This is a genomic window from Streptomyces cinereospinus (assembly GCF_042430725.1).
Classification (GTDB): Bacteria; Actinomycetota; Actinomycetes; order Streptomycetales; family Streptomycetaceae; genus Streptomyces; species Streptomyces cinereospinus.
Window position 1 is genome coordinate 20,386 of record NZ_JBHMCY010000045.1, and the last position, 24,313, is coordinate 44,698.

Below are 24,313 nucleotides of genomic sequence, written 5' to 3' on the forward strand. Positions count from 1 at the left end.
CGGCCGGGCCCATGATGTCCGACTTCCTGGAAGGAACCCGCAATGCCCTGCTTCATACGTGTCGAGGGACTGCTCGATAATCGGGACGCGGACGAGGTCTTCGACCGCGTACGTGACTTCGAGCGGTACGCCGACCACACCGACACCGTGCGCGAGGTCACGGTGACCGCCGCCGACGCCGGCACCGTCGATTCCGCCTGGGCGGTGAACTTCCGCGGCGGCGTCCTGCGCTGGACCGAACGGGACGTCGTCGACACCGCCACCCGGACCGTCACCTTCGAGCAGCTCACCGGGGACTTCGCCCGGTTCGTCGGGACCTGGGACGTCCGGCGGGCCGGCGACGACGTGGTCGTGCTGTTCTCCTGCGAGTTCGACATGGGCATCCCCAGCCTGGAGCCGATCATCAACCCGGTCGCCATGCGCGCCCTCGTCGACAGCATCGGGCTCATCCTGCGCGGTCTGCTGGGCGAGGACATCGAGCTCACGAGCAGCTACCGGGACACCGCGGCCGTCGGCTGAGGGCACTCCGGTCGGCGCGGGGGCGCGGTCCGCGCCCGTTGCGCCTGGCCTTCGTCTGCGCCGGCGTCGTCATGGTCTATCCCGACAGCACGGTCGTGGGGGCGGCTCTCCCCGACATGCAGGAGAAGGCTGGACATCGGGGTCTCGGGCCTGCAACGGGTCTTCGACATCTACGTCCTCACCTTCGCCTGCTTCCTGCTCACCGCCGGCACACTCGGCGATGCCCTGGGGCGCGGCCGGGTCTTCCCGGCCGGCCTGGCCGGGTTCACCGCCGCGTCGGTGGCCTGTGCGCTGGCCCCCGGCATAGCGGCACTGCTGGTGGCGCGGGCCGTGCAGGGCGTTTTCGGCGCCGTCGTCATCACCGTGTCGCTGGCCCTGAGCCGTCAGCTCTCCACCGAGGAGCGGGCGCGGGCCGCGGCGGTGGCGACCTGGGCCGGGGCGGGCGGCGTCGCCCTGGCCGCCGGTCCGATCGTCGGCGGGCCGCTCGTGGACGCGGACTTCGGGGTGGCCCTCTCCGGCAGCCTGGTCCGGCAGCGTCTGCACGCACGCTGCCGGACGTGCTGGCCACGGTCCCGCTGCCGGACGCCGCCCGCGAGGAGCTGGCCGACGCCATCGGACACGGGCAGTCGGGCGGCGCCGACGCGCTGCTGGCCGACATCCGGCGGAGCGTGCTGCGCTCGATGGGCGACCTGACGGCGGAGGGACTGCACACGGCGGTCCTGGTGGCGGCGGGCGCGGCCCTGAGCGGCGTCGCGGCGGCCGTACTGCTGCGGCGACAGGGCGCCGGTACGACGACCGGCCCCGGCGGCGACGAGCCGGACCCCGCGACGGAGCCCATGGGGCCAGGACCGACCGCACGGCCGACATCGCCGTGACGCCCTTCGTGAGGCAGGGGAGCGGCGCGGGCCCTTCGCCGTCGACCTCCTGCCCCCGTGCGGGAGGTCGACGACGCAGCCGTTCGCCGCGGGCTCACCGGCCCGCTCCGACCGGGTGCTCCGGCAGGCCGGGCCCGTGGCGGCCGGGCCGCAGGGTGACGGAGCCGGTGGGCGAACACATCGTGGCGTTCGGTGGCGTCCCGCAGTCCGCCACCGCCCGGGCGGTGGCGGACTGCGGGACGCACGGCCTGCGGCGGGACGCCACGTGGCCGACGGGAGGGTCGTCTCAGGTGCGGGCGGCCGTTGCCGGCCGGGGAAGCAGTCCCGCCTCTTCGAGGCGTGTCGTCATCAATCCGCGCGCGGGCTTGCCGCTCGCCGTGCGGACGACGGCGCTGTGCGAGACCTGGAGGACCGCTTCCGGAGCGACGGTGAAGTCCGCGGTGACGCGGGCCGCGACCCGGTCGGTGTCCACGTGCTGTCCACGCTCGGCCACGACCACCACGGCGTACGAGGCTCCGTGGGGGAGGACGACGCACTCGGCGACCCCCGGTTCCGTCGCCGCCACCTGTTCGACGTCCATGGCGAAGATCTTCGCCCCGTTCACGGAGACCCGGTCGGAACGCCGGCCGCTGAGATACAGCAGGCCCCCGTCCAGGTAGCCCAGGTCTCCCGTGTCGAACCAGGTCGTGCGATGGTCGGCGGTGCCGTCGTACCCGTTGAACAGGGTGTCCCCGCGCAGCTGTACGCGGCCCGTACCCGTCTCCGGGCAGTCGCGTCCCGCATCGTCGACGACCCGCAGACCGAGGCCGGGGATCGGGGCGCCGAGACACGCGGTGGAGACCGGGCCCCGGGTGCGGAACGCGGTGGTGAGGTCCGTGAGGCGGTGCGAGGTGGCCAGCAGGACCGCTTCGGCCAGGCCGTAGCAGAAGACCAGTGCCGACGGGTCGAACCCCCAGGGCCCGGCGGCGTCGAGGAATGTACGCACCGATTCGGCGCGGATGGGTTCCGCCCCGCAGAACACGGTGCTCCAGGCCCGGAAGAGGCCCGGATCGAGTTCCTTCCGCTCCGCCGCCTCCGAGATCCGTGCCGCCAGGTAGCGCAGCATGAAGTCGGGGAAGGCACTGTGGACGCGCTCGGCGTCCCGCACGAGACGCAGGGCCGCCAGAGGTCTGCGCAGAAAGGTGCCCGGCTCCTCCAGGACCACGTCGGCGCCCTGGACGAGCCCGGTCAGTACGCCGATGAGGCCCATGTCGTGATGGAGCGGCAGGGCGATGATGCCGGCGTGGCCCGGCTTCATGCCGGAGACGGCGCGGAGGGCCTCAATGTTGCCGAGGACCGCGCGGTGACTGAGCTGGATGGGCCGGGGCATGCCCGTGGAACCGCTCGTGTACTGGACGAAAGCGAGGTCCTCCGGTCGTCCCGGCGCGGGTTCGGCGGACGCGTCCGGGAGCAGTTCCAGTCCGAGTTCGCTCAGGCCGGGGCCGGAGATCCGGAAGGCGTGCCGCGTGCCCTGCTGTCGCGCCACCGTGGCGAGGTACTCCTCGACGACCGTCCCGGGCACGCGTGGCTTCACGGACACCGGGACCGCGCCCAGATGGATCAGTCCGAGCAGGGCGAGGAGACTCTCGCGGGAGCTGCCGAGCCGGAGCAGCACCCGGTCCCCGGGACGTACGCCCTGCCGGTCGAATCCACCGGCCGCCGCCGCGACCTGGGCGGCGAACGCGGAGTGCGTCAGTTCCTCCCGCCGGGCGGAGGTGCCGAAGGTGAGGGTCGCGCCGGCGCGGTCGGCCCGGGGGACGAGAACCTGGGCCAGGGTGTCTTCGGCGGCGGTTGCCGTGGTGTTCTCGCTCATGACGTGCCCCCGGCACCGGCGAGCATGGAACCCAGGTCGACCCGGTGGACACGCTTGGTCTCCCGGTCCATGAGGCCGAGGCGGACCCGGCCCCTGGCCACCTTGGTGCCGTCGTGCAGTTCGACGTCCTGGGCGAGGGTGAAGCTGTAGGCGGTCCGGTCCACGAGGGACGTACGGACGACGAGGCGGCCGACCGGATCCCAGTCGACCGCTTGCAGGTAGTCCAGGTGGAGTTGGAGGACCACAGCGACCTGGGTGCCCCCGCGCGCGTCGACACCGTGGGCGAGTCCCCACTCCCAGCGGCCGGTCTCCAGGAGTTGTGGGTAGACGCTGTTGTTCAGGTGCCCCGCCCAGTCGAAGTCGTTGGCGCGCAGGCCGACTTCACAGGTGTGTTCCAGCACCGGTGGTGTGACGGTTGTCATGAGGGGTGCTCTCCGCTCGTCGTCCCGCTCGTCGTCGGCCGGGCCAGGAGGACGACCACGGCGCCGGCCATGCCGCCGGTGTGGCTGATCGACAACTCCGCCGCGATGTTCCGCTCCTGGCACCAGCGGGCGATCTGTCCGTGCAGTCGCAGCCGGGGCTGCCCGGCGGGGCCGTGGCCGACCTCGATCTCGGGGAAGGTGCACGCCGGTGCACCGCCCATCGAGCTGAGGGCCTTGATGAAGGCCTCCTTGGCCGACAACAGCCCCGCCAGTGAGGCGTCCGGGTCGGGGCGGGAGCGGCAGTGGGTCCGCTCCCGCCCCGTGAACACGGCCCCGCTATCCCGCAAGTGCGGCTTCTGAGCGAGCTCCGCGACCGACTGCAGATCGAATCCGGTCGACATCGTTCGTGCGGAGGCTGGCGAAGTAGGCACGCTTCAGGTCCTCGTAGGATCGGGTCTCGATACCGGTGACTTCCCGCACCAGAGCGAACACGCTGCTCAGCTTGCGTGCGTGCACCGAGCCCTCGTGCAGCGCGTCGTCCGCGAGGCGGAACTCGTCCTCCTCGTCGGTGCGGACCCGCTCCCACCAGTTGACGAAGCCCTCGCGCTCGGTCTGGGCCTCGCGGGTCGAGCCGAAGGTCTCGCCGCCGTCGGGGCGGATCCAGGTGTACGCCATCGACAGGACGTCCTTGACGGGGTAGACCCCGGACTCCAGCAGGGCCTTGGCGAAGGCGGCGAAGTACTGCCGGTGCTGCACCTCGTCCTTCATGACCGTGTGGAAGACGTCGTGCACGAGTTCGTCCTTGCTCGTGCGGGCCGCGTGCTGGTAGGAGACACAGGCCTCGATCTCCACACAGGCCTGGAGGATGCAGACCCGGGCGTAGTTGTCGACGGGGAGGGGGCCGCGGCATTCGACGACCTCCTCCTGTTCGATCGGGTCGATGCCCGTCATCTCCATCAGCCGCCCGAAGGAGATCTCGTGGTGGGCCTCCTCCTCCAGCCAGTAGCGGGCCGACCAGGCGGCGGCGATGTGCAGGACGTCACTGCCCAGGGGGTTGGACTCGCGGATCTCGTTGGCGAGCTTGACGCCGTCCACGGCGAGCCGGATGCCGGCCGGCTGGGTGGTGAGCTCGGCGCGGGCGGCGTGCCACAGCGCGGCCTTGTCGGTCTGGCCCGCGTTCGTGAGGCGGCGCCTGCCGAAGATCTCGTCGGACGACCAGCGGCGCTGTTCGTGGTAGCTGTGCTGGGCGCGCAGCACGTCGGTGAGGGTCGCCCCTGCGCGAAGCTCCTTGACGATGTCGGTCATGATCAGCATGTGTCTCGCCTTCCGTTCGGGAGGGACTGCCGTTCAGGAGGAGGTGGGTGCGAGCTGCTTGCCGAGGACCTGGACGATCTCCTCCGCGGTGTGCTGGAGGGTCATCGTGGGCAGTTCGACGTCCTCGTCGAAGCCGGTGTCCGCGAGCGCGCCCGCGAACGCGTCGAGCAGATCGATGGAGTTGACCGCGTTCGGTGAGGCGAGGAGGACGTCCGACAAGGGCTGTCCGGCGAACACCTCCGCCTCCGTCAGATCGAGGCGCCGTGCGACATGCTGCTTGAGTTCGGCGATCAAGGTGTCTCCCCGTGTGTGTCGGACTCGGGACATGGAGGGCGGGTGTCGTGGAGGCCGCGGCGACTACTGGAGTGTCGCGGCGGACCAGTCGGGTGACCTGCCGAGCGCCGCCAGGGCGAGGTCGAGAGAGCTCGCGCCGGGCGCTGCGGGAAGGGCGGGACGGAACAGGGGTTCGGGTACGAGCCGGCGTGCGTCGTCCGGTACCCGCAGGGCGAACGTGAGGGCTGCGTCGGTGACTTCGTCGTCGAGGTCCAGCGGGATGCCGAGCGTGCGGGCGAGGTCCCAGCCGTGGATCACGTGGTCCAGGAAGTGGAACCCGATCGCGATCGTGGCGGGGAAGCGGGTGGTGGTGCTGATCTCGGGAAGGGCGAACTCCCGGGTGAACGAGTCCTGCCGGGCGAAGGCGTCGATGGCGGTCCAGGCCGCGGCACGGTACGTCGTCGCCGGGTCGTCACCGAGCACACCCGGCTGCCACGCGGCGAGGTCGTCGCCGCCTCCGGAAGCGGCAGCCGCGAAGCCGTAGTGCTGGCCCACCATGTGGGCCATGAGGTCGCGGAGCGTCCAGCTCGCACAGGGCGTCGGCAGGTCCCAGTCACCCGGGTTGGCCTGCTGCACCAGACGCACGGTCTCCAACACAGCTGTCCGGTCGAGCCTCCGGATTTCCATGCGAGTCCCTCCAAGAATGACGATCCGAGCAGGAACATTAGCACGATCGTGCGTTCATTTTTAGATCCACGGAACGGAAAAAGGGCCCGGCCGGTGCGGCCGGGCCCTCGGTCCGTCCCGCTCGGTCAGGGGCCTGTCGGTGGCTCGGGGGGCTGGGACTCGATGAAGCGGGCCAGTCTCTGTACGCCCTCGACGATCTGGTCGGCGGTCAGGGCGCTGCAGGAGAGGCGGAGGCGGCGCTCTCCGCCGCCCTCCGTGTAGAAGTCGCTCATCGGCGTCCACAGCACGCCGAAGGCGCGCGCGGAGTGCTCCAGGGCCTTGGTGTCGGCGACGAACGGGACGTCGACGACGAGGAAGAAGCCACCCGTGGGCTCGTTCCAGCTCACGCCCAGCGCACGACGGCGCTCCTCGGGGAAGTGCCGCTCCAGCTCGCCGAGGAGGGTCGTCAGGTTGGCGGCGTAATGGGCGACAGCCCCCGCGTTGGCCTCGCGCAGCCGGCAGTCGCACTCCACGAGCAGACCGCCGACGACGGCCTGGCTGATGGCCGAGGTGTTGACCGTCGTCATGCTCTTGATCTTCGACAGCTCGTCGGCGAGCAGCGAACGCCGGCCGCCGGGACCGACGACCTCCTGGTCGGCGACGACATACCCGACGCGCGCGCCGGGCATCGCGGTCTTGGCGAACGATCCCAGGTGGAGCACCCGCCGTTCGCGGTCCATCGACTTCAGGGTGGGGAGGTTGGACCCGGCCCGGACGAAGAACCCGTACGGATCGTCCTCCAGGATCAGCAGGTCCTCCTCCGCGGCGACCTGGAGCAGCCGTTCGCGGGCGGCCATGGTCATGCTGGTGCCCGAGGGATTGGCGAAGTCCGGGACCACGTACACCGCGCGCGGCCGTTTGCCGGCCCGGCGCAGCCCGCGCGCGGCGGCCAGGAACGCCTCGGGGTCGGGGCCGTCGGAGTTCTCCGGCACCGGGTGGGTCGCGATGTCGAGCAGCCGGGCGGCGCCGGTGATGCCGACGTAACAGGGCGAGCTGACCAGGAGCGTGTCCTCGGGCCCGGCGAACAGCGCCCGCAGGGTGAGCAGCATGGCCTCCTGGCAGCCGGTTGTCACGACGATCGACTCCGGCGGTACGTGGATCCGCTCATCGTTGGCCAGGGTGCGGGCGACGAGTTCGTGGATGATGCCGTTGGTGCGTCCGTACTGGAAGAGGTGGGTGCGCACCTGGTCCTTGGACCAGCCGCGGGCCTGTTCCAGGTGGTCGGTGTAGGAGCGCAGGTGGCGTGCGATGTCGTCCGTCTCGAACGTGCCCTCCGAGGGCCTGCCGGGGGCGAACGACAGCGCTTCGGGAAAGCGGGCGACGACCTCGTTGAGGAAGTTCATCGCGTCGAGCACCGGGTCGGTGAGGGAGGAGTGCAGGTCCTGGAGCGCGAGCGTCGGAGAGGCGGCGGTGTCCGTCACGGATCAGTCCTTCGTGGCGGCGTCGGCGAAGGCGCTGCGCAGGTATGCCGCGGACTGCTCCATGGCCCGGCCGGCCACGTCGAGCGTGCCGGACATGGTGTAGAAGCCGTGGGCCGTCCCCGCGTAGCGGGTCGACTCCACAGGCACCCCGCTCTCCCTGAGCCGCTGGGCATAGCTCTCGCCCTCGTCGCGCAGCGGGTCGTACTCGGCGGTGATCACCAGTGCGGGCGGCAGACCGGAGTGGTCGGGAGCGCGCAGCGGGGAGGCGAGGGGGTGGACGCCGTCCTCGGGGGTGGCGAGGTAGTTGTCCCAGTACCAGCGCACCGACTTGTCGTTGAAAAGCAGCGGGTCGGTGTTCTCTCGGCGTGACGGGGTGTCCGCCAGGCAGTCCGTGTTCGGGTAGACGAGCAGCTGGGCCAGGATGTCCGGACCGCCCGCGTCACGGGCCATGAGGGTCACGGCGGCGGCCAGGTTGCCGCCGGCGCTGTCCCCCGCGACCGCCAGCCGGCTCGGGTCCCCGCCGAACTCCCCGGCGTGCTCGGCGACCCACCGTACGCCCGCGAAACAGTCCTGGGGGGCCGCCGGGAACTTGTGTTCGGGGGCCAGACGGTAGCCGACGGCGACGGTGAGGCAGCCGACGGCGTTGGTCAGGTTCCGGCAGAGCGCGTCTCCGGTGTCCAGGGAGCCCAGGGTCCAGCCCCCGCCGAAGAAGTAGACGAGCACGGGCAGCGGGCCCTGACCCGCCGGCCGGTACACGCGTACCGGGAGGGGCCCGTCGGGTCCGGGGAAGGTGAGATCGTGCACCTGGTCCACCGGCTCGGGCGTGCCGGCCCCGGCCCGGATGGAGGCGAGGTCCGCGGCCCTCGCCTCCTCCAGCGTCATCGTGTACAGCGGTTGGACGTCCTCCGCCGCTCGGCGGTCGTACATGCTCTGGAACTGCGGATCGAATGGCATGGTGCCTCCGGTTCAGGCCCGCGGGCCCGCGGGCGCGGGTGGTTCGAGTGCGAGGGTGCCGGGCAGCAGGGACGGGTCCGTCGCGACGCTGCGCAGCCGGCTGATGATGCCGTCGGCGGCCTTGGCGTAACAGCTGAAGTTCCCGTGCAGTACGGATTCGGCGTTGGCCATCTCCAGGAGTGCGACGAGTTCGAAGGCGAGCTGAGAGGAGTCCGCGGCGGCGCGGATCTCACCGGTCTCCTTGGCCTGGTCGACCATCTGCTCGACCAGGGCGAACCAGGTGCCGTGCGCGCTCGCCACGGCGTCGTGCACCTTGCCCTGGCGGGCGTCGTACTCCGCCGTGACCGAGTAGAAGAAGCACCCGCCGGGGAAGACGCGCTGCGCCGAGTGGGTGAGCCAGTTGTGGCACAGGCGCTCCAGCCGGCCGAGGCCGGCGGGCTCGTCCCGGGCGGGCTGCACCACGTACTCGATGAAGACCTTGACGGCTGCGCGTACGGTGGCGAGCTGCAGTTCCTCCTTCGATCCGAACAGGGCGAACACGCCGCTCTTGCTGAGGTCGAGCTCGCCGGCCAGGCGGCCGAGCGACAGGCCCTCCAGGCCTTCGACCGAAGCGATCTCGACGGCTCGCCGGAGGATCGTCCGGCGGGTCTGATTGCCCCGTTCGATTCGTCCGTCCGTACCTGTCCTTGGCAAGGGGTGCCTCCTCGATGTCTTCCCTTGGGGGTCGTCCGCCGCCGTGACACGCCGGTGACAGTCATTGTGTGGACGACCGTGCGGCCATTCGATTAGTGTACGCCCGTGCGGTTAGTTGGGGAGGCGGTCGCACAGGAAGAACGAGTCATGGACACGGGGGCCCCGCAGTGGCGTTGTTGACACTTCACGAGTACGAGACGGCTGCCAGAAAACGGCTGCCGAAACCTGTCTGGGACTTCCTGTCGGGCGGGAGCGGGACCGAGTCGATGCTGTCGGCCGGCCGTGCGGCCCTCGACCGGATCCGGCTGCGGCCACGCTGTCTGGTCGACGTGTCGGACTGCGATCCCGGCACCTCGGTGCTGGGCGCGAACCTCGCGGCACCCTTGGGGATCGCCCCCATGGCCTACCACCGGCTCGCCCACCCGGAAGGGGAACTCGCCACCGCTCGCGCCGCCGGCGAGGCGGGCGTGGTCTTCACCGTCAGCATGTTCGCGAGCCACACGCTCGAGGACATCGCCGCGGCGGCCACGGGGCCACTGTGGCTGCAGCTCTACTGGCTGAAACGGCGCGAACTCCTGATCGACCTTGTTCGACGGGCGGAGGCCGCCGGGTACGGCGCGCTGGTACTGACGGTCGACGCGCCCAGAGTCGCCCGCCGTCCGCGAGACCTCCGCAACGGCTTCAGCGTGCCGGAGGGTGTCCACGCGGTGAACGTCGACCCCTCGGTCATGTCCGCCTCCCATGTCGGCACCCCGGGACAGTCCGCCGTCGCGCGGCATTCCCGGGAACAGTTCGACGCCGCCATCACCTGGGCGGATCTGGCCTGGCTGCGGGAACGCACCTCCCTGCCCCTCGTACTGAAAGGCCTACTCACCGGAGAGGATGCCGAACTAGCCCTCAAGCACGAGGTCGACGGAATCATCGTGTCCAATCACGGGGGTAGACAGCTCGATTTCGCGCAACCCGCCGCGGAGGCGCTCGGGGAGATTGCCGAAGTCGTTTCCGGGCGCTGTCCGGTGATCCTCGACGGGGCGATCAGACATGGCGCCGACATTGCGAAAGCACTCTGCCTGGGCGCGGATTCCGTTTCTGTCGGACGGCCGGTCCTCTGGGGTCTTGCGCATTCCGGAAGCGTCGGTGCGGCTGGCGTGCTCCGCTTGCTGACCGAGGAGTTCGAGGAAGTCATGGCCCTGATGGGGGCGCCCCGTGTTCCGCTTTTCGGACCCGCCGGCATCACCCGGAAGTGATTCACGCTTGATCCGGTAAGTCGCAATTCTTGGTCGTCTATTCATCCTTGATTAACTTATCGACTCCGGGGTGAATGGATATTTCGGTGTGCCCGAAATCGGAATCTCAGGTCGTTGAAAATCTACTTGCCTACTCACAGGTAGTAAGCAACGATAAAGTCATCGCCGCCGAGGGGGCAGGTCGGGGGCAGGGACTAACCCATATTCTTCGATTGGTGGGGATTGCCATGGGGGGAACGGTGCCCAAAAGGTCCGTCTGCAGCGAGGGCGCCTGGATCGACGACATATTACTTGAGGGGGACAGTCGCAGAACTGCCCTTCATCTAGGCCGACCCGTGAGCCTCCTGGAACTGCGCCGGCTGGTCGTCGATCAGCAGGAGCGCCTCGAAGCCGCCGGGCTCATGACCGGGGGCAGTGTCGCCATACGCACGCCTCCCTCCCTCGCCTGCATCGTCACCATGCTGGCCGGCTGGCGTGCGGGAGCCCAGGTCGCACTGCTGGACCACCGGTTGACGACCCATGAGGTCGGCAAGGCGATCGCCCGGCTCTCGTCGCAGCTGGTCGTCGAGCCCGTCGAGGAAGTCACCGGCAGGCTCCGCGGATATTTCGAGGTCACCACCCGTATCACCCCGCTGCGTGGCGGGAGGCCGGCTGCCACGCCGCACGCACTGCTCCAGTTGAGCTCAGGCTCGACCGGTCCCTCCAAGGTGATCGGCCGCACCGTCGAAAGTCTCCTGGGGGAACTCGACCGGTACTCCCGGCTCGACGACTTTCCCCGCCGGGGCGAACGCACCGTCGTCCTCGCCTCGATCGTGCATGTCCTCGGGCTCGTCGGCGGCCTGCTGCAGGGACTTGCCGCCGGCTCGGAGGTCGTCCTCGCCAACACCCAGACGGTCGACGGAGTTCTCAATGCCATCGCCGCGGGAGACGCGCCGACCACCGTGCTCGGCGTCCCCTCCCAGGCCGCACTCCTCACCGCGTCCCAGAAGCCGCCGCGCCTTCCCCAGCTCCGTCGGATGATCGTCGGCGGTGAAATGGTCAGAACCGACGTATGGGAGCGATTCACCCGCAACTATCACGCCGATCTGGGCGTCATGTACGGTATGACCGAAGTTGGCGTCATCGCCACCGACCTCACCGGCTCCACCCGCCCCGGCCTCGCACCGGTATCCGGTATGAGAGTGCGCATCGAGGACAGGCAGATCCTGCTCGGCCTCCCGGCCAGCCCGTACGTGGGCGAGGCCGATCCGGCCCGCTTCGTGGACGGATGGCTGCGCACCAAGGACGCGGGCAGCCTCGACGAGACCACCGGCCTGCTGACGGTCCACGGAAGACTTGACTCCCAGGTCTCCATCGGCGGACTGAAGGTCGACCTGTCCGAGGTCGAGGAAACCCTCACCTCCCTGCCCGGGGTCACCGAAGCGGTCGTCGTGCAGGGCACCGGTATCGAAGCCTTCGTGACCGTGACGGACCGCAAGGTCTTCGACGGCCTCGGCGCCCTGCTCGCGGCGCGCCTCGCCCCGTACAAACGGCCCCGCACGCTGCACGACCTGTCCGAGATCCCACGTACCGTCACCGGCAAGCCGGTCCGCAACACGGAGATCCTGCGTGCCGCCGCCGCGCTGACCGCATCAGGCCGGCGTGCCGGAGATCCGGCGCACCTGGACACCGACACCGCCGGCGTCTGAACCATGCGCGGCGTCACCGTGCAGTGCGACGCCGATGACATGGCGGCCGTCGTTCACCAGCGCCGCGCAGGACACCAGACCGTCGAAGCCGGGCAGCGGGCGCGGAGCCGACCCGGCGTGCGGGCCGGGAGGCCAGTGCTCCTCGGCCGGCATGCGACGGCTCATACCGCCGCCGCGCAGTCCCTGGCCGAGTGCCTTGCCCACCGCCTCCTTCTGCGTCCACAACCACAGGAAAGCCACTGAGCGTTCCTGCTCGGGCAGCCCGCTGATCCAGGCCGCCTCCGCGGGATGAAGCCACGCCCGGGCCATCGACTCGGCGCGCAGCCGCCGTACCCCTTCCACATCTACCCCCACCTGAGCTCCGCCGGTCAGCGCGATCGCCAGAGCCCCGCGCGTGTGGGCCACGCTCACACGCACACCCGCACCGGCCCCGCCGAGAAACGGGCGGCCGCCGGGTTCGTGTTCCACCCATATCTCGGACTTCGGGACGCCGAGCACGTCGGCCGCGTTCCGCAGCAGCAGGGTGCGCGCCTTCTGGCGCTCCCCTCCGTCCGTGGTGCACCACAGCACCGTCACCGTGTCCGGGTCCATTCCCAGGCGCCTATCCATGAAGCAGGAGTCAATCAAATGACCGCAGAGGTTGAGCAGTTCGTCATCAAGGCGTTGGAGAACATGAACTACGACGTGTCCGAGGTAACCGGCGACACCCCGCTCGGCCCGGCCGGCCTGGACCTGGAGTCGCTCTCGGTCGCCGAGATCGCCATCCAGGTCGAGGACACGTACGGCGTGAAGTTCGAGGAGGACGAGATGGAGTCCGTCGCGCTCTTCACCGTCTCCGGCCTCGTCAAGGAAATAGTCGACCGGGCCTCCGCCGCTGCGGCGACCCGGTGAATGGGTGGCCGGCGACGGCCTGACACGCATGCGCCCCTCTCCGATCCGGCGCCCAGGCGCCGGATCGGAGGAGCGGAGCCAATCCGTACGTGAACTCCGAAACACACAGCCCGACAAGTAGGGACTCCGGGAATGAACCCGAAGAACGAGCGCGCGGAACTCGCGGCCGATCAGGGGCTCGGCGTGGGCAACGTGCTGACCACACTGATCGAACGAGGCACCGGCCTCGACACCTTGACCCTGACCTTCGACACCGAGGTGCACGGCCACCCGGCCTGGCAGGCCCTCACCCTGGCCCAGCTCGGGGAGGTCGTCACCGCCCGTGCCTCCACACTGCACGCCCTCGGCGTCAAGCCCCGGGACGTCGTCGCCGTCTGGGTGACGGACGGCGCCGACCAGGTCCTCAGCTACCTGGCGCTGGCCCGGCTGGGTGCGATCCCCGCGCTCATCAACGGCAGACTGCCGGCCGAACAGGCGGCCGAGTACATCAAGCGGCTGCGTGCCGTCGGGGTCATCGCCGACGTCCCGCACTGGGACGGGCTGTCCTCGGCGGGCAACACCACCCCGCTGCTCGCGGACCCGGCCGACCTGGACAAGGGCGACCCCGGCACGGCTCCGAAGCCGTACCGGCACCACGGCAACGAGCCCGTCGTCATCACCCACTCCTCCGGGACGACCGGCCTGCCCAAGGCGGTCATCCATTCCCACCACAGCCTGTTCGCGGCCATCCGCCACCGGCTGTCGCTGCCCAAGGGCCAGGGACTGGACCGGATGCTGGGCGCACTGCCGTCGGCGCACGCGGCCACCGTCATCGCCGTGAACCTCGCCCTCACCAACCGCGCCCAACTCGCCGTGATGTCCCGGCAGACCGGCTCCCTCGTGCTCGACACCATCGAGGCGTGGAAGCCGGCCAGTGTCCTCGGCTTCGCCGCCACCTGGTCGGAACTCGCGAGCGAGGACCTGTCGAAGCGCGACATGGACTCCGTACGCACCTGGTGGAACACCGGTGACTGCGCGCACGAGGCGCACATCCGCAAGCTCATCGCCACCGGCACGCGAGAGTCCGTCACCGCGCAGGGGCGGGTGCAGACCCGCGGTTCGCACTTCGTGGACGGTCTGGGCTCCTCGGAGATGGGGCACTCCCAGTTCCACATCACCCACACCCTCGACACCCACCGCTACGGCCGTTGCATCGGCAAGCCGCACGCCTTCTCCGACGTGGCGGTCGTCGACGACGACGGGGAGAAGCTGGGCGCCGACGAGGTCGGCCAGCTCGCCGTCAGCGCGCCCACGCTGTCGCTGGGCTACTGGAACGACTCGGTGACCACCTATCAGACCCGCCGGGACGGCTACTTCCTCACCGGCGACCTCGTCTACCGGGACACGGACGGCTACTACTACCACGTCGACCGTGCCGTGGACGCGGTGCAGCTCGACGATGGCCACCGCCTCTACACCATGCTGTGCGAGGAGCGGGTGCTGGCGGACTGCGGCGACGTGCTGGAGTGCACGGTCGTGGCCGTGCCGACCGACGGCAAGGTCGTCACCTCCGTCCTGCTCGTGCTGGACACGGCGGCGGACCAGAAGACCGACCGGACCGCGGAGGTGCTCGCCGCGCTGGACCCGCGCGTGGCCCGCACCGTCGAGCGCGTGGTCGTGGTCAGCCCGGACCGCATCCCGCTCGGCGCGACCGGCAAGGTCCGCAAGTTCCTGCTCCGCCAGCGGTTCCTCGACGGCGAGCTGCTCGGCCGCGAGTCCTCCGCGAAGCAGGTGACCGTATGACCGCCGCGCAGTCCAGTGCCGTCATCACGGGCCTCGGAGCCTTCACCCCGCTCGGCCGCGGCGCCGGCGACGTCTTCGACGCCCTGTGCCACAGCAAGTCCGGCCTGCGCCGGCCGCCCGAGGGGCATCTCCTCGACGGCACCGTGGGCGCCGCCGGCATCGCCCCGGACATCGAGGCACGGGAGGTGCTGCCGCCCAGTGAGGGACGGCTCGTCGACCGCTTCGCCCTGATGGCCCTCGCCGCGGCCGACGACGCCCTCGCCGACGCCGGCATCGTGGTCGGCGAGAACGCCGACCCGGACCGGGTCGCGGTGGTCGTCTCCAGCGGCGCCGGCGGTCTGACCACGTACGAGGCGCAGGCCCACGAGCGGGTCCAGCGCGGCCCCACGTCGGTCAGCCCCTATCTGCTGCCGGGCATGCTGCCCAACATGGCGGCTGCCCGGATCGCCATCAAGTACGGCATTCGCGGCTGGAGTTCGGCCATCGCCACGGCCTGCGCAGCCGGTGCCCACGCGGTGGCGGAGGCCGCCCGGCTGATCCGGTACGGCGAGGCCGACGTGGTGGTCTGCGGCGGCGCCGAGGCTCCGCTCAACGCGACCTCCGCGCTGGCGTTCGCCCACGCCCGGGCGCTGGCGAACGGCTGGGACGACGACCCCGAGGCGGCCAGCCGCCCCTTCGACCGCCGCCGCAACGGCTTCGTCCTCGCGGAGGGCGCTGGCGTCCTGGTGATCGAGCGCGCCGAGCACGCGGACGCCCGCGGCGCCGGGGGCTACGCCGACCTCCTCGGCTGGGGCGCCACGACCGACGCCTTCAAGCCCACCGCGCCGCGCCCGGGCGGTGAGGGAGCCGCCCAGGCCATGCGCGGGGCGCTCCGGACGGGCGGTCTGACGCCCGACGACATCGGTTACATCAACGCGCACGGCACCGCCACCAGGCTGGGCGACGTCGCCGAGACCAAGGCCGTCCGGGCCGTCTTCGGGGACCGCTCCCCGGCCGTGAGCAGCACCAAGTCGATGACCGGGCATCTGCTCGGCGGCTCCGGCGCTGTGGAGGCGGCCGTCTGCGCCCTCGCGGTCTCACGCGGAGCGCTGCCGCCCACGCACAACCTCGACGAGGTGGACCCGGCCTGCGACCTGGACCACGTCCGGGGCGAGGCACGGCGCGTACCGGTCCGGGCCGCGCTCTCCAACTCGTTCGCCTTCGGCGGTCACAACGTGAGTCTGCTCTTCGGCACGGCCAGCACCCACATCAAGCGACAGAAAGAGGACGAACGCGCATGAACATCGGAGCTGTGGACCACGTCGAGTTCTACGTGGGCGACGCCCAGCAGTCGGCGTTCTATCTGTGCACCGCGTTCGGCTTCCGGCTGCGTGGTCAGGCCGGTCCCGAGAGGGGCCGGACGGACAGCCGGTCCCTGCTGCTGACGCAGGGCGGCATCGACATCGTGCTGACCTCGGCGCTGACCCCGGACCACCCGGCCGCGCAGTACGTCGCCCGGCACGGCGACGGGGTCGCCAACATCGCGTTCGAGGTCACCGACGCCGCCAAGGCGTTCGCGATGGCCGTCGAACGGGGGGCGACCCCGGTCGAGGAACCCGTCGTGCACTCCCAGTGCGGCACCGAGGTCGTCACGGCGGCCGTGCTCGGCTTCGGAGACGTCGCCCACCGCTTCATGCAGCGGACCGGTGACCCGGACGACTTCCTGCCCGGCACGATGGAGATCTTCCCCCCCGCCTCCGAGGACAACGGGGGCGAGCAGCCGCTGCACACCGTCGACCACGCGGCGATCTGCGTGCCGGCGGGCGAGCTGCGGCCGACGGTCGCCTTCTACGAGAACGTCTTCGGGTTCAGCCAGATCTTCGAGGAATTCATCGAGGTCGGCGAGCAGGCCATGGACTCCAAGGTCGTGCAGAGCCCGTCCGGCAAGGTCACCTTCACGATCATCGAGCCCGTGACCGACCGTCAGCCCGGCCAGATCGACACCTTCCTGGCCAACCACGGCGGCGCCGGGGTGCAGCACCTCGCCCTGCTCACCGACGACATCATCACCACCGTCCCGGCCATGCAGGACCGCGGCGTCGCCTTCCTGCAGACGCCCGCCGCCTACTACGACGAACTGTCGGAGCGCCTGGACAAGCCCGAACTGCGTATGGAGGACCTGCGACGCACCAACGTCCTGGTCGACCAGGACCACTGGGGCCAGGTCTTCCAGATCTTCACGCAGTCGATGCACGTGCGGAAGACCTTCTTCTGGGAGGTCATCGACCGGCACGGCGCACGCACCTTCGGCAGCGGCAACATCAAGGCCCTCTACGAGGCCGTGGCCCGTGAGAAGGCGACGGCCTGACGCTGCCGCAGGCACCGGACGCCCTCGCACCCCCGATTTCTCTCAGCCCGCATTCGTACCACTTGAGGAAGACAGTGACTGTTCAGAACGCCACACCGCTCGCCCTGACCGACGAGGAGCGCGCGCTCCTGCCGACCGACGAGGACGTCGACTTCTACATCGAGCACGGCTGGTACCTGTCCAAGAAGCTCTTCACCGACGAGGAGATCGATCTCCTGCAGTCGGCGAGTGAACGCTTCTACGGCGGTCACCGCGACCGGACCCTGCCGGTGCGCCCGCCCAAGCTCGCCTACTGGAAGCCCGAGGACGGCCCCGTCCAGCGGCACAACGACTACATCCACTACGAGGACGACACCATCGGCGGCATCCTGCGCAAGCCACTGCTCGGCGCGGTCGCCGCGCGGCTCGCCGAGGCCGAGGAGATACGGGTCTTCCAGTCCACCCTGATCTACAAGCCGGCGGTGCCCGGCGAGCAGTCGAACATCGTGCCCTGGCACTTCGACCGGCACTACTGGGCCACCTCCCTCTCGGAGCGGATGCTGACCGCGTTCATCCCCTTCCACCACTGTGACGAGGAGATGGGCACGATCACCATGGTGGACGGCAGCCACCGGTGGAAGGAGACGGCCGCCCAGGACACGACCTCCCTGCACTTCGCCGAGCGCGACCGCAGCGAACTCGACCAGATGCTGGAGGAGAACGCCGCGTACAACGGCGTCGAGGTGCGCAAGGTCCCGATGGTGATCCCGAAGGGTCACGTCAGCTTCCACCACTGCCGCACCTACCACGGCAGCGGGGCCAACGTGAGCGACCGCCCGCGCCGTGCGATCTCCTTCCACCTCCAGGACGGTGAGAACCGCTACCGCGTCTTCCACCGTTCCGACGGCACCCAGGTCGCGTACAACCACGACGTCGTGGTGCGCAAGACGGCTCAGGGGACGCCGGACTACAGCGACCCCGAGTTTCTCCCCGTGCTGTGGCGCAACAGCTGATGCGCAGCGCCGTGGTGGTCGGAACCGGCCTGATCGGTACCTCGATCGCCCTGGCGCTGCGGGACCAGGGAATCACCCCCTACCTCATCGACGAGAACCCGGAGGCCGCCCGCACCGCGGCCGGCCTCGGCGCGGGAGTGGTCGGGCCGCCTCGCGCCCCCGTGGACCTGGCCGTCATCGCCGTACCTCCGCAACACGTCGCCGCCTCCCTGCGCGAGCACCAGTCGGGGGGACTCGCCCACGACTTCACCGACGTCTCGAGCGTCAAGGTCCGACCGCAGGAGGAGGCGGCGGAGCTGGGCTGCGACCTGGTCCGGTTCGTGGGCGGTCATCCGATGGCGGGCCGGGAGCGGTCCGGCCCACTCGCGGCGCAGGTCGACCTCTTCCGGGGCCGGCCCTGGGTGCTGACCCCGACCGAGAGCGCCGGTGACCGGGCGGTCGGCCGGACCAGGGCGCTCGCCGAACTCTGCGGAGCGCGCCCGGTGGTGATGGACGCCGCCCAGCACGACCGGGCGGTGGCCCTCGTCTCGCACACCCCGCACCTGATCGCGAGCCTCCTCTCGGGGCGGCTGCTGCACGGCGAGGAGTCCCAGCTGCAGCTCGCCGGGCAGGGACTGCGGGACGCCACCCGGATCGCCGGCGGCGACGCCGATCTGTGGACCCACATCCTCAGCTCGAACGCGGCGGCGGTCGCCGAGGTGCTGACGGATCTGGTCCTCGACCTGGACGCGGCCGTGGACGCCCTGCGGGAACTGGCGAAAGCCCCGTCCGAACCCGGCCCCGCCGGCCTGTCCCACCTCAGGGACGTGCTGGTCCGCGGTACGCGAGGACGCGGGCTGATCCAGGAGGGGTCCTCCGGTGGCCTGAGCGGTGTGGCAGTCGGGACATGAGACATCGGCGGGGGCGCCGGCGCCCCCGGCGCCACCCGCCGGGCGGCCGACCGTGCTCACGACAACCTGTGCTCCTGTGGAGAGAGTGACTATGACCAGCCGACGGCTCGACGTCTGCGTGATCGGTGCCGGGCCCCGCGGGCTATCGGTCCTCGAACGGCTGTGTGCGAACGCGGAGTCGGACGCGGACGACGTATCGATCACCGTGCACGTCGTCGATCCCTATCCGCCGGGTGCCGGGCAGGTCTGGCGCACCGACCAGTCCGCGCACCTGCTGATGAACACGGTGGCCTCCCAGGCCACGATGTTCACCGACGAGAGCGTGCTCATCGACGGCGCGCTCGTCCCCGGACCGAGCCTGTACGAATGGGCGCGCTTCCTCACCCTCATCGGTCCCATGGACGGCCGGAGTACGACGAACGGGTCCTGGCCGAGGCACGCGCGCTCGGGCCCGACTCCTACCCCACCCGCTCCTTCTACGGGAACTACCTGGAGTGGGTGTTCCAGCGGGTCACGAAGACGGCTCCGGCCGGCCGCTGCGCGCGCTGGCCGGCGAGCACACCGGCACGCTCATGGCGGGGCGCACCCTCGCGCTGCACGCCGTACCGACGACGTTCGGTCTCAAGGCCGTCGGCTGGCTGGTGGCGGTGGACGGGGCGGCGGAGCGGCTGCGGCGGCTGCGCGCCGAGGGCCTCGTCGTCCAACTCGGCGCGCGGCGGGCACGTTGGCGGGGTACGTCGAGTACGAGCGGCTGCACCGGGAGGAGCGGCGGGAACCGCCGACCGACGCGTACGCGCGCCGGCTGACGGAGCGGTTCGCCGAGGAGACAGGTCTGTGCGCCCCACTCCTCCCCTGGCACAGCCACCGGGCCCCGATCGCCGCACTGGCGGCCGAACTCGCCCTGGCCACCGGGGTGGTGGGGAAGACCGCCGTGGACGTGCAGTCGCTGGCCCGCACGGAGACCGGCGAAGTGGCCGAGCCGGCCGCGGCCGGGCGGGGTGTCTCCTCGGCGATGCCGCAGAAGCGCAACCCGGCGTTGGCCACGCTGATCCGCTCGGCCGCCCTCCAGGTTCCCGCGTACGCGAGTGTGCTGAGCCACGCGATGCTCTCCGAGGACGAGCGCTCGGCGGGTGCCTGGCACGCCGAGTGGCAGCCGGTGCGCGAGTGCCTGCGGCTGGCTGGCGGGGCCGCGCACACCGCACGCGAGCTGGTGTCCGGTCTGGTGGTGTCTTCCGGGCGCATGCGGGCGAACCTGGACCTGACCGGCGGCCTGATCGTCTCCGAGCGCCTCGCGGCCGTGCTCTCCTCGGCGCTCGGCAAGGCCACGGCCAAGGAGGTGGTCAGCCGTGCCTCCGCCGAGAGCGCGTCCACCGCCCGCCCGCTCGCCACGGTCCTGGCGGCCCAGCCCGAACTCGCCGGCCGTTTCGGCGCCGGGGACCTTGAGGCCCTGCTCGACCCGGCCACGTACACGGGCGCGGCGGAGGAACTGACGGGACGCGTGCTGGAGGCCGGGCGACAGGCCGGTCCGGGCGTGGTGGGGCCGGGAGTGCCGGGGCGATGAATTCAGCCATTCTCCGGCGGGTCCGACCGGAACCTGGGCGGGGGAGCCGGGCCGCGGCACGGCCTCCGATACCCCGGAACACCGTCCGTTCACCCAGGTCCCGGCCCGGAACGCGGACGCACTCGGCGGTCGCCGTTGGCGGGAAGGGGCCAGGAAGAGGTCCCGTCCCGCCGGAATCGGCGGGTTCCCCTTCTAAATGCACGTACGGTCGTTTACTTTTGTGGGTGGTGCGGCCACTGCGGACCGGGCGACGGCCGCGCACCGGATGAAGGGACCACCTCACATGACGACCGCCTCACCCCACCCGACGGGCACCGGCCGGGCCGGGCCGGAACACCAGGAGGAGACCGGGCCGGAGCAGCCGTCCGCCGCCGCCGCGGCCACGGCCAAGCTCGCCCTCCTCGTCGCGTCGGGCGCCACGTTCCTGGCCGTGCTCGACACCACGGTCGTGAACATCGCCTTCTCCGACCTGCGCGCCGACTTCCCCGACGCCTCGCTGTCCCAGCTGAGCTGGGTCGTCACGTCGTACACCGTCGTCTTCGCGGCGCTGCTCTCCGTGGCCGGCCGGGTCGCCGACGTCATCGGCCGCAAAAAGCTGTTCCTGTGGTCCACGGCCGTGTTCGTCGTCGCCTCGCTGCTGAGCGGGCTCGCCACGGGCGTGCCCATGCTGGTCGCCTGCCGCGCGCTGCAGGGCGTGGGAGCCGCGGGGCTCATCCCGTCGGCGCTCGGACTGGTCCTCCAGCACACACCCGCGGCCCGCCGTCAGGTGGCCATCGGAATCTGGGGAGCCGTCGGCAGTATGGCCGCCGCCGTGGGCCCGAGCCTCGGCGGACTGCTGGTGGACGTCTGGAGCTGGCGCAGCGTCTTCCTGATCAACCTGCCGATCGGACTCGCCATCCTGGCCGGTGCGGCCAAGCTCACCGCTGACGCCCCGAGCGGACGCAGGCTGCCCGATCCCGTCGGTACCCTCACCCTGGCGCTCGGCGTCGGCGGTGTCGTCTTCGGCGTGACCCAGGGCACCGAGTGGGGCTGGGGCAGCGGACGCGTGCTCGGCCTGCTGATCGGCGGTGCCGTGCTGCTCGCGGCGGCCCTGCTGCTCTCCAAGCGGCACTCGGCGCCCGCCCTCGAACTGGACCTGTGGCGCAGCCGTGCCTTCGCGGCCACCAATGTCACCTCGGTGCTCTTCGGCGCCGCCATGTACTCCTACCTCCTCAGCTCCCTGCTGTTCCTCAACGCGGTGTGGGGCTACTCCGAACTGAAGGCGGGCCTCGCGGTGACGCCGGGCGCCTTCGCCGCCGCCGTCGGGGCCGTGGTCGTCGGGCGCCGGGTCGGTCCGGCCGCCCAGTGGGCCGCGGTCGCCGTCGGCTCCGCGCTCTTCGGCGCCTCCTGCGCCGCCATGTACCTGCTGCTCGACACCGAGAAGCAGTACGTGGCGGTCTACCTGCCCATCGGCATCCTCGCCGGCATCGGCATCGGCGCGGCGCTGACCGCGATCTCCAACGCGGCCACGGCCGCGCTGCCGCCGGAGCGGTTCGCCTCCGGCACCGGCCTGCTCATGACGACCCGCCAGATCGGTGGCGCTCTCGGCATCGCCGCCCTCGCGGCGATCCTCGAAAGCCACAACGTCCTCGACGACGAGGGCTATCTGCAGGTGTTCCTCGCCTGCGCCATCGGGGCCCTGGCAGCCGCCGTCGCGGCGCCCGCGATCCGGTCCCGGTCCGTACAGAACAGGTAACCGTCAGCTCCGCGGCGGCGCCGACGGCTCCCGCCACGATGTGAAGAGAGAGCACGATGCCCCCCATCGATCGATCCGACCGCTCCGTCGTGAGCGCCGAACACTCCTTGCTGGCGGAACTGCAACCGGTGGTGGAGACCAACCTCCACCGTCATCTGGGAGTCGCCAAGGAGTGGTTCCCCCACGAGTACATCCCGTGGAGCGAGGGCCGTACCTTCGACGGGCCACTCGGCGGGGAGGCATGGACCGAGGACGAGGCCACGTTGCCCGAGGTCGCCCGGACGTCCCTCGTGGTCAACCTGCTGACGGAGGACAACCTGCCCGGCTACCACTTCGCGGTGGCCGAGTTCGGCAAGGACGGGGCGTGGGGCAACTGGGTCGACCGCTGGACCGCCGAGGAGGCCAGGCACGGGATCGCGCTGCGCGACTACCTCCTGGCCACCCGGGCCGTCGACCCCAGAGCCCTGGAGAGAGCCCGGATGGTGCACATGTCGGGCGGCTACGACCGCCCCGACGGATACAGCGCGCTGCACGCGATCGCGTACGCCTCGTTCCAGGAGCTCGCCACCCGGATCTCGCACCGCAACACGGGTACGGCGGCCGACGAGCCTCGCTGTGAGGCGCTGCTCGCGCGGATCGCCGCGGACGAGAACCTGCACATGGTCTTCTATCGCAACCTGGTCGAGGCCGCGTTCGAGCTGGCGCCCGACACCGCCATGGAGGTCGTCCGGGACGTCGTCGTCGGCTTCGAGATGCCCGGCTCCACCATCAAGGACTTCGGCCGCAAGTCCGCGGAGATCGCCATCGCCGGCATCTACGACCTGCGGCTGCACCACGACAGCGTCATCATGCCCATCCTGCGCAAGCTCCGGGTCTTCGAGCGGGACGGCGTCGGCGCGCGGGGGGAGGCGGCGCGGGAGGAACTCGCGGCGTTCGTCGCCCTGCTGGACAAGAAGGCCAGCTCGTTCACCGACCGGCGGGAGGGCATCAGGGCGGCCCGTGCGAAGAGGCTGACCGCGGTCGCCTGAGGCGTCCGGCGGACGCGGTGGGAGGGGCGGCCGGAACTCCGGCCGCCCTGAACATCACCCCTTCACAGCCCCACCCAAGGCGAACCCCCACCCACCCGCCGCGCCACCAACACGTACAGCAACATCACCGGCGTCGAGTAGACGACCGAAAAGGCGGCGAGCTGCCCAGAGACGACCGTCCCCCGATTGCCGAAGAAGTCATTGATGTGAGCTGGGCGGACTCCTCCGTCGTCGTCCCGGGACGTGTCCCCGCGTCGATGTCGTGCTGCTTCACCCGGTTCCGCGGCGTCTCGCGGGAGCCGATGTCGAGCTTGTCCGCGACCGCCTGCAGGGCAGCCGTCTCGTTCGGGTAGTCGTCGCGCACCTCGGCGACCATGCGCACCGCACGACGGCGCAGCTCAAGCGGGTAACGGGAAGGTCGTGCCATGACTCGATCCTTTCTTGAAATCGAGTCTCCATTCGAACCGGGGCGGTTCAGATGAGGGTGTTCCGGATGTCGTCGAGCTTGAGGAGGGCGGCGAACACGGTCCCGGCCGGGAGCGGCCGGTCCGCGGGGACGTCCTTCACGCGGTGCACCGCGAGATCGGCGTCACAGGCCAGGAGCGCGGCGTCAACCTCCTTCGTGAAGGCGCCTTTGCCTTCCACCTTCGCGAGGTCACCCATCCACTTGTCGCCGGTCGGGTGGCCGCCGTGACCGTGGAGACCGGCACGGGGCCCTTGGAGGTCGCCGGGGTGTACGTGTACCGTCCCGCGACCGGACGGAGGCGAAGGCCACCAGGAAGCGCACGTTCCTGGGGGGCCTGGCCGCCGCGCTCCCCACCGGGAAGGCTGGCCACCGCCTGGTCCTCGGGGGCTTCAACATCCTGGAGCCCACCCACGTCCCGCGATACCGGACCTTCCAGGCCTGGGGGTACGGGTTCTGTACCGGGCTCGCCACGGCCGGGTACCGGGACGCCTTCCGCCTTCTGGCCCCGGACGCCCTGGAGTGTTCCTGGACGGGGCGTACCGGCGACGGCTACCGCTACGACCACGCCCACGTCTCCGGGCCCCTCACGCGCCACGTGACGGGTTGCCGGAACGTGCACGAGCCGCACACCGACGGC

24 protein-coding genes and 7 pseudogenes are annotated in these 24,313 nt (G+C 70.8%); 18 read left to right on the forward strand and 13 right to left on the reverse strand.

Translation table 11 applies throughout. The features are described 5' to 3' along the window. Positions 1 to 42 precede the first annotated feature (42 nt). The 3 genes and pseudogenes from ACFF45_RS22415 (at position 43) to ACFF45_RS22425 (ending at position 1,394) form a co-directional block, all read left to right on the forward strand. The gene (locus ACFF45_RS22415; RefSeq protein ID WP_381348224.1) at positions 43 to 519 is read left to right on the forward strand and encodes a type II toxin-antitoxin system RatA family toxin; all 477 of its coding nucleotides are present in this window, start codon (positions 43 to 45) and stop codon (positions 517 to 519) included. Between the two features lie 135 nt (positions 520 to 654). Beyond that, positions 655 to 996 (forward strand): annotated as a pseudogene (locus tag ACFF45_RS22420) (MFS transporter); the annotation flags it as partial. 80 nt (positions 997 to 1,076) lie between these two features. Continuing rightward, entirely contained in the window at positions 1,077 to 1,394 is a 318-nt protein-coding gene (locus tag ACFF45_RS22425; protein ID WP_381348225.1) for a hypothetical protein, read from the forward strand. A 286-nt stretch (positions 1,395 to 1,680) separates the two neighbouring features. On the opposite strand, the gene ACFF45_RS22430 is transcribed toward ACFF45_RS22425, so the two are convergent. The 9 genes from ACFF45_RS22430 to ACFF45_RS22470 all read right to left on the reverse strand — a co-directional run bounded on the left by ACFF45_RS22430 (position 1,681) and on the right by ACFF45_RS22470 (position 9,049). After that, a complete protein-coding gene (locus ACFF45_RS22430; protein ID WP_381348226.1) occupies positions 1,681 to 3,246 on the reverse strand; it encodes an AMP-binding protein in 1,566 nt (521 codons plus the stop codon). Beyond that, positions 3,243 to 3,668, reverse strand: a complete 426-nt coding sequence (locus tag ACFF45_RS22435) for an acyl-CoA thioesterase (protein WP_381348227.1) — start codon at positions 3,666 to 3,668, stop codon at positions 3,243 to 3,245. The genes ACFF45_RS22430 and ACFF45_RS22435 overlap by 4 nt, the downstream gene beginning before the upstream one ends. Beyond that, positions 3,665 to 4,015, reverse strand: coding sequence for a holo-ACP synthase (locus ACFF45_RS22440; protein ID WP_381348228.1), 351 nt, complete (start codon positions 4,013 to 4,015; stop codon positions 3,665 to 3,667). Before ACFF45_RS22440 ends, ACFF45_RS22435 begins: the two co-directional genes overlap by 4 nt. Next, positions 4,005 to 4,982: a ferritin family protein gene (locus ACFF45_RS22445; protein WP_381348229.1), complete on the reverse strand. Its 978-nt coding sequence runs from the start codon at positions 4,980 to 4,982 to the stop codon at positions 4,005 to 4,007. The genes ACFF45_RS22440 and ACFF45_RS22445 overlap by 11 nt, the downstream gene beginning before the upstream one ends. 33 nt (positions 4,983 to 5,015) lie before the next feature. Beyond that, positions 5,016 to 5,276 carry a hypothetical protein gene (locus ACFF45_RS22450; RefSeq protein ID WP_381348230.1) on the reverse strand — a complete coding sequence of 87 codons (261 nt, stop codon included), beginning with the start codon at positions 5,274 to 5,276 and terminating at the stop codon, positions 5,016 to 5,018. A 63-nt stretch (positions 5,277 to 5,339) separates the two neighbouring features. Beyond that, the gene (locus ACFF45_RS22455; protein WP_381348231.1) at positions 5,340 to 5,942 is read right to left on the reverse strand and encodes a TIGR03086 family metal-binding protein; all 603 of its coding nucleotides are present in this window, start codon (positions 5,940 to 5,942) and stop codon (positions 5,340 to 5,342) included. Positions 5,943 to 6,067: 125 nt separating this feature from the next. Then, positions 6,068 to 7,402, reverse strand: coding sequence for an aminotransferase-like domain-containing protein (locus ACFF45_RS22460; RefSeq protein ID WP_381348232.1), 1,335 nt, complete (start codon positions 7,400 to 7,402; stop codon positions 6,068 to 6,070). A gap of 3 nt (positions 7,403 to 7,405) precedes the next feature. Continuing rightward, entirely contained in the window at positions 7,406 to 8,356 is a 951-nt protein-coding gene (gene lipP1, locus ACFF45_RS22465; RefSeq protein ID WP_381348233.1) for a LipP1 family hormone-sensitive lipase, read from the reverse strand. Between the two features lie 12 nt (positions 8,357 to 8,368). Beyond that, complete coding sequence (locus ACFF45_RS22470; RefSeq protein ID WP_381348234.1) at positions 8,369 to 9,049, reverse strand: TetR/AcrR family transcriptional regulator; 681 nt, start codon at positions 9,047 to 9,049, stop codon at positions 8,369 to 8,371. 167 nt (positions 9,050 to 9,216) lie between these two features. Here ACFF45_RS22470 and ACFF45_RS22475 point away from each other — a divergent pair, with 167 nt between their 5' ends. Beyond that, complete coding sequence (locus tag ACFF45_RS22475; RefSeq protein WP_381348235.1) at positions 9,217 to 10,296, forward strand: alpha-hydroxy acid oxidase; 1,080 nt, start codon at positions 9,217 to 9,219, stop codon at positions 10,294 to 10,296. A gap of 335 nt (positions 10,297 to 10,631) precedes the next feature. Then, the gene (locus tag ACFF45_RS22480) at positions 10,632 to 11,984 is read left to right on the forward strand and encodes a class I adenylate-forming enzyme family protein (protein ID WP_381348236.1); all 1,353 of its coding nucleotides are present in this window, start codon (positions 10,632 to 10,634) and stop codon (positions 11,982 to 11,984) included. Here ACFF45_RS22480 and ACFF45_RS22485 read toward each other — a convergent pair. After that, a complete protein-coding gene (locus ACFF45_RS22485; RefSeq protein WP_381348237.1) occupies positions 11,928 to 12,593 on the reverse strand; it encodes a 4'-phosphopantetheinyl transferase family protein in 666 nt (221 codons plus the stop codon). The two genes, ACFF45_RS22480 and ACFF45_RS22485, sit on opposite strands and share 57 nt — an antisense overlap. An 18-nt stretch (positions 12,594 to 12,611) precedes the next feature. On the opposite strand from ACFF45_RS22485, the gene ACFF45_RS22490 reads away from it, so the two are divergent. The 13 genes and pseudogenes from ACFF45_RS22490 (at position 12,612) to ACFF45_RS22540 (ending at position 23,210) form a co-directional block, all read left to right on the forward strand. After that, a complete protein-coding gene (locus ACFF45_RS22490) occupies positions 12,612 to 12,875 on the forward strand; it encodes an acyl carrier protein (RefSeq protein WP_381348238.1) in 264 nt (87 codons plus the stop codon). Positions 12,876 to 13,007: 132 nt separating this feature from the next. Beyond that, positions 13,008 to 14,657 (forward strand): class I adenylate-forming enzyme family protein, encoded by a 1,650-nt coding sequence (locus ACFF45_RS22495; protein ID WP_381348239.1) that lies wholly within the window; start codon positions 13,008 to 13,010, stop codon positions 14,655 to 14,657. Continuing rightward, the gene (locus ACFF45_RS22500; RefSeq protein ID WP_381348240.1) at positions 14,654 to 15,937 is read left to right on the forward strand and encodes a beta-ketoacyl-[acyl-carrier-protein] synthase family protein; all 1,284 of its coding nucleotides are present in this window, start codon (positions 14,654 to 14,656) and stop codon (positions 15,935 to 15,937) included. The genes ACFF45_RS22495 and ACFF45_RS22500 overlap by 4 nt, the downstream gene beginning before the upstream one ends. Continuing rightward, complete coding sequence (gene hppD, locus ACFF45_RS22505; protein WP_381348241.1) at positions 15,934 to 17,004, forward strand: 4-hydroxyphenylpyruvate dioxygenase; 1,071 nt, start codon at positions 15,934 to 15,936, stop codon at positions 17,002 to 17,004. The genes ACFF45_RS22500 and hppD overlap by 4 nt, the downstream gene beginning before the upstream one ends. Positions 17,005 to 17,078: 74 nt before the next feature. Further along, entirely contained in the window at positions 17,079 to 17,996 is a 918-nt protein-coding gene (locus tag ACFF45_RS22510) for a phytanoyl-CoA dioxygenase family protein (protein WP_381348242.1), read from the forward strand. Further along, positions 17,981 to 18,886: a prephenate dehydrogenase gene (locus tag ACFF45_RS22515; RefSeq protein WP_381348243.1), complete on the forward strand. Its 906-nt coding sequence runs from the start codon at positions 17,981 to 17,983 to the stop codon at positions 18,884 to 18,886. Before ACFF45_RS22510 ends, ACFF45_RS22515 begins: the two co-directional genes overlap by 16 nt. A 91-nt stretch (positions 18,887 to 18,977) precedes the next feature. Further along, positions 18,978 to 19,202 (forward strand): annotated as a pseudogene (locus ACFF45_RS22520) (FAD/NAD(P)-binding protein); the annotation flags it as partial. A 50-nt stretch (positions 19,203 to 19,252) separates the two neighbouring features. Then, positions 19,253 to 19,372, forward strand: a pseudogene (locus ACFF45_RS22525) (hypothetical protein); the annotation flags it as partial. Positions 19,373 to 19,380: 8 nt separating this feature from the next. Further along, on the forward strand, positions 19,381 to 19,692 hold the full coding sequence (locus ACFF45_RS35735; RefSeq protein ID WP_512701197.1) for a lyase family protein: 312 nt from the start codon (positions 19,381 to 19,383) through the stop codon (positions 19,690 to 19,692). 44 nt (positions 19,693 to 19,736) lie between these two features. Continuing rightward, positions 19,737 to 19,898: pseudogene (locus tag ACFF45_RS35740) on the forward strand (3-carboxy-cis,cis-muconate cycloisomerase); the annotation flags it as partial. 228 nt (positions 19,899 to 20,126) lie between these two features. Further along, positions 20,127 to 20,447 (forward strand): hypothetical protein, encoded by a 321-nt coding sequence (locus ACFF45_RS35745; RefSeq protein WP_512701198.1) that lies wholly within the window; start codon positions 20,127 to 20,129, stop codon positions 20,445 to 20,447. A 283-nt stretch (positions 20,448 to 20,730) separates the two neighbouring features. Continuing rightward, positions 20,731 to 22,182 (forward strand): MFS transporter, encoded by a 1,452-nt coding sequence (locus ACFF45_RS22535; RefSeq protein WP_381348244.1) that lies wholly within the window; start codon positions 20,731 to 20,733, stop codon positions 22,180 to 22,182. 56 nt (positions 22,183 to 22,238) lie between these two features. Continuing rightward, positions 22,239 to 23,210 (forward strand): acyl-ACP desaturase, encoded by a 972-nt coding sequence (locus ACFF45_RS22540; protein ID WP_381348245.1) that lies wholly within the window; start codon positions 22,239 to 22,241, stop codon positions 23,208 to 23,210. A gap of 54 nt (positions 23,211 to 23,264) precedes the next feature. On the opposite strand, the pseudogene ACFF45_RS22545 reads toward ACFF45_RS22540, so the two are convergent. The 3 pseudogenes from ACFF45_RS22545 to ACFF45_RS22555 form a co-directional block, all read right to left on the reverse strand. Beyond that, positions 23,265 to 23,416, reverse strand: a pseudogene (locus ACFF45_RS22545) (carbohydrate ABC transporter permease); the annotation flags it as partial. A gap of 2 nt (positions 23,417 to 23,418) precedes the next feature. After that, positions 23,419 to 23,637: pseudogene (locus ACFF45_RS22550) on the reverse strand (IS3-like element IS987 family transposase); the annotation flags it as partial. 50 nt (positions 23,638 to 23,687) lie between these two features. Continuing rightward, positions 23,688 to 23,888 (reverse strand): annotated as a pseudogene (locus ACFF45_RS22555) (hydroxymethylbilane synthase); the annotation flags it as partial. Between the last annotated feature and the right edge of the window lie 425 nt (positions 23,889 to 24,313).

Coding starts and splice junctions, on each gene's coding strand:
- ACFF45_RS22455 (WP_381348231.1), bottom strand. CDS start 5,942: ATGGAAATCCGGAGGCTCGACCGGACAGCTGTGTTGGAGACCGTGCGT.
- ACFF45_RS22415 (WP_381348224.1), top strand. CDS start 43: ATGCCCTGCTTCATACGTGTCGAGGGACTGCTCGATAATCGGGACGCG.
- ACFF45_RS22490 (WP_381348238.1), top strand. CDS start 12,612: ATGACCGCAGAGGTTGAGCAGTTCGTCATCAAGGCGTTGGAGAACATG.
- ACFF45_RS22495 (WP_381348239.1), top strand. CDS start 13,008: ATGAACCCGAAGAACGAGCGCGCGGAACTCGCGGCCGATCAGGGGCTC.
- ACFF45_RS22540 (WP_381348245.1), top strand. CDS start 22,239: ATGCCCCCCATCGATCGATCCGACCGCTCCGTCGTGAGCGCCGAACAC.
- hppD (WP_381348241.1), top strand. CDS start 15,934: ATGAACATCGGAGCTGTGGACCACGTCGAGTTCTACGTGGGCGACGCC.
- ACFF45_RS22435 (WP_381348227.1), bottom strand. CDS start 3,668: ATGACAACCGTCACACCACCGGTGCTGGAACACACCTGTGAAGTCGGC.
- ACFF45_RS22430 (WP_381348226.1), bottom strand. CDS start 3,246: ATGAGCGAGAACACCACGGCAACCGCCGCCGAAGACACCCTGGCCCAG.
- lipP1 (WP_381348233.1), bottom strand. CDS start 8,356: ATGCCATTCGATCCGCAGTTCCAGAGCATGTACGACCGCCGAGCGGCG.
- ACFF45_RS22535 (WP_381348244.1), top strand. CDS start 20,731: ATGACGACCGCCTCACCCCACCCGACGGGCACCGGCCGGGCCGGGCCG.
- ACFF45_RS22485 (WP_381348237.1), bottom strand. CDS start 12,593: ATGGATAGGCGCCTGGGAATGGACCCGGACACGGTGACGGTGCTGTGG.
- ACFF45_RS22445 (WP_381348229.1), bottom strand. CDS start 4,982: ATGCTGATCATGACCGACATCGTCAAGGAGCTTCGCGCAGGGGCGACC.
- ACFF45_RS22500 (WP_381348240.1), top strand. CDS start 14,654: ATGACCGCCGCGCAGTCCAGTGCCGTCATCACGGGCCTCGGAGCCTTC.
- ACFF45_RS35745 (WP_512701198.1), top strand. CDS start 20,127: ATGCGGGCGAACCTGGACCTGACCGGCGGCCTGATCGTCTCCGAGCGC.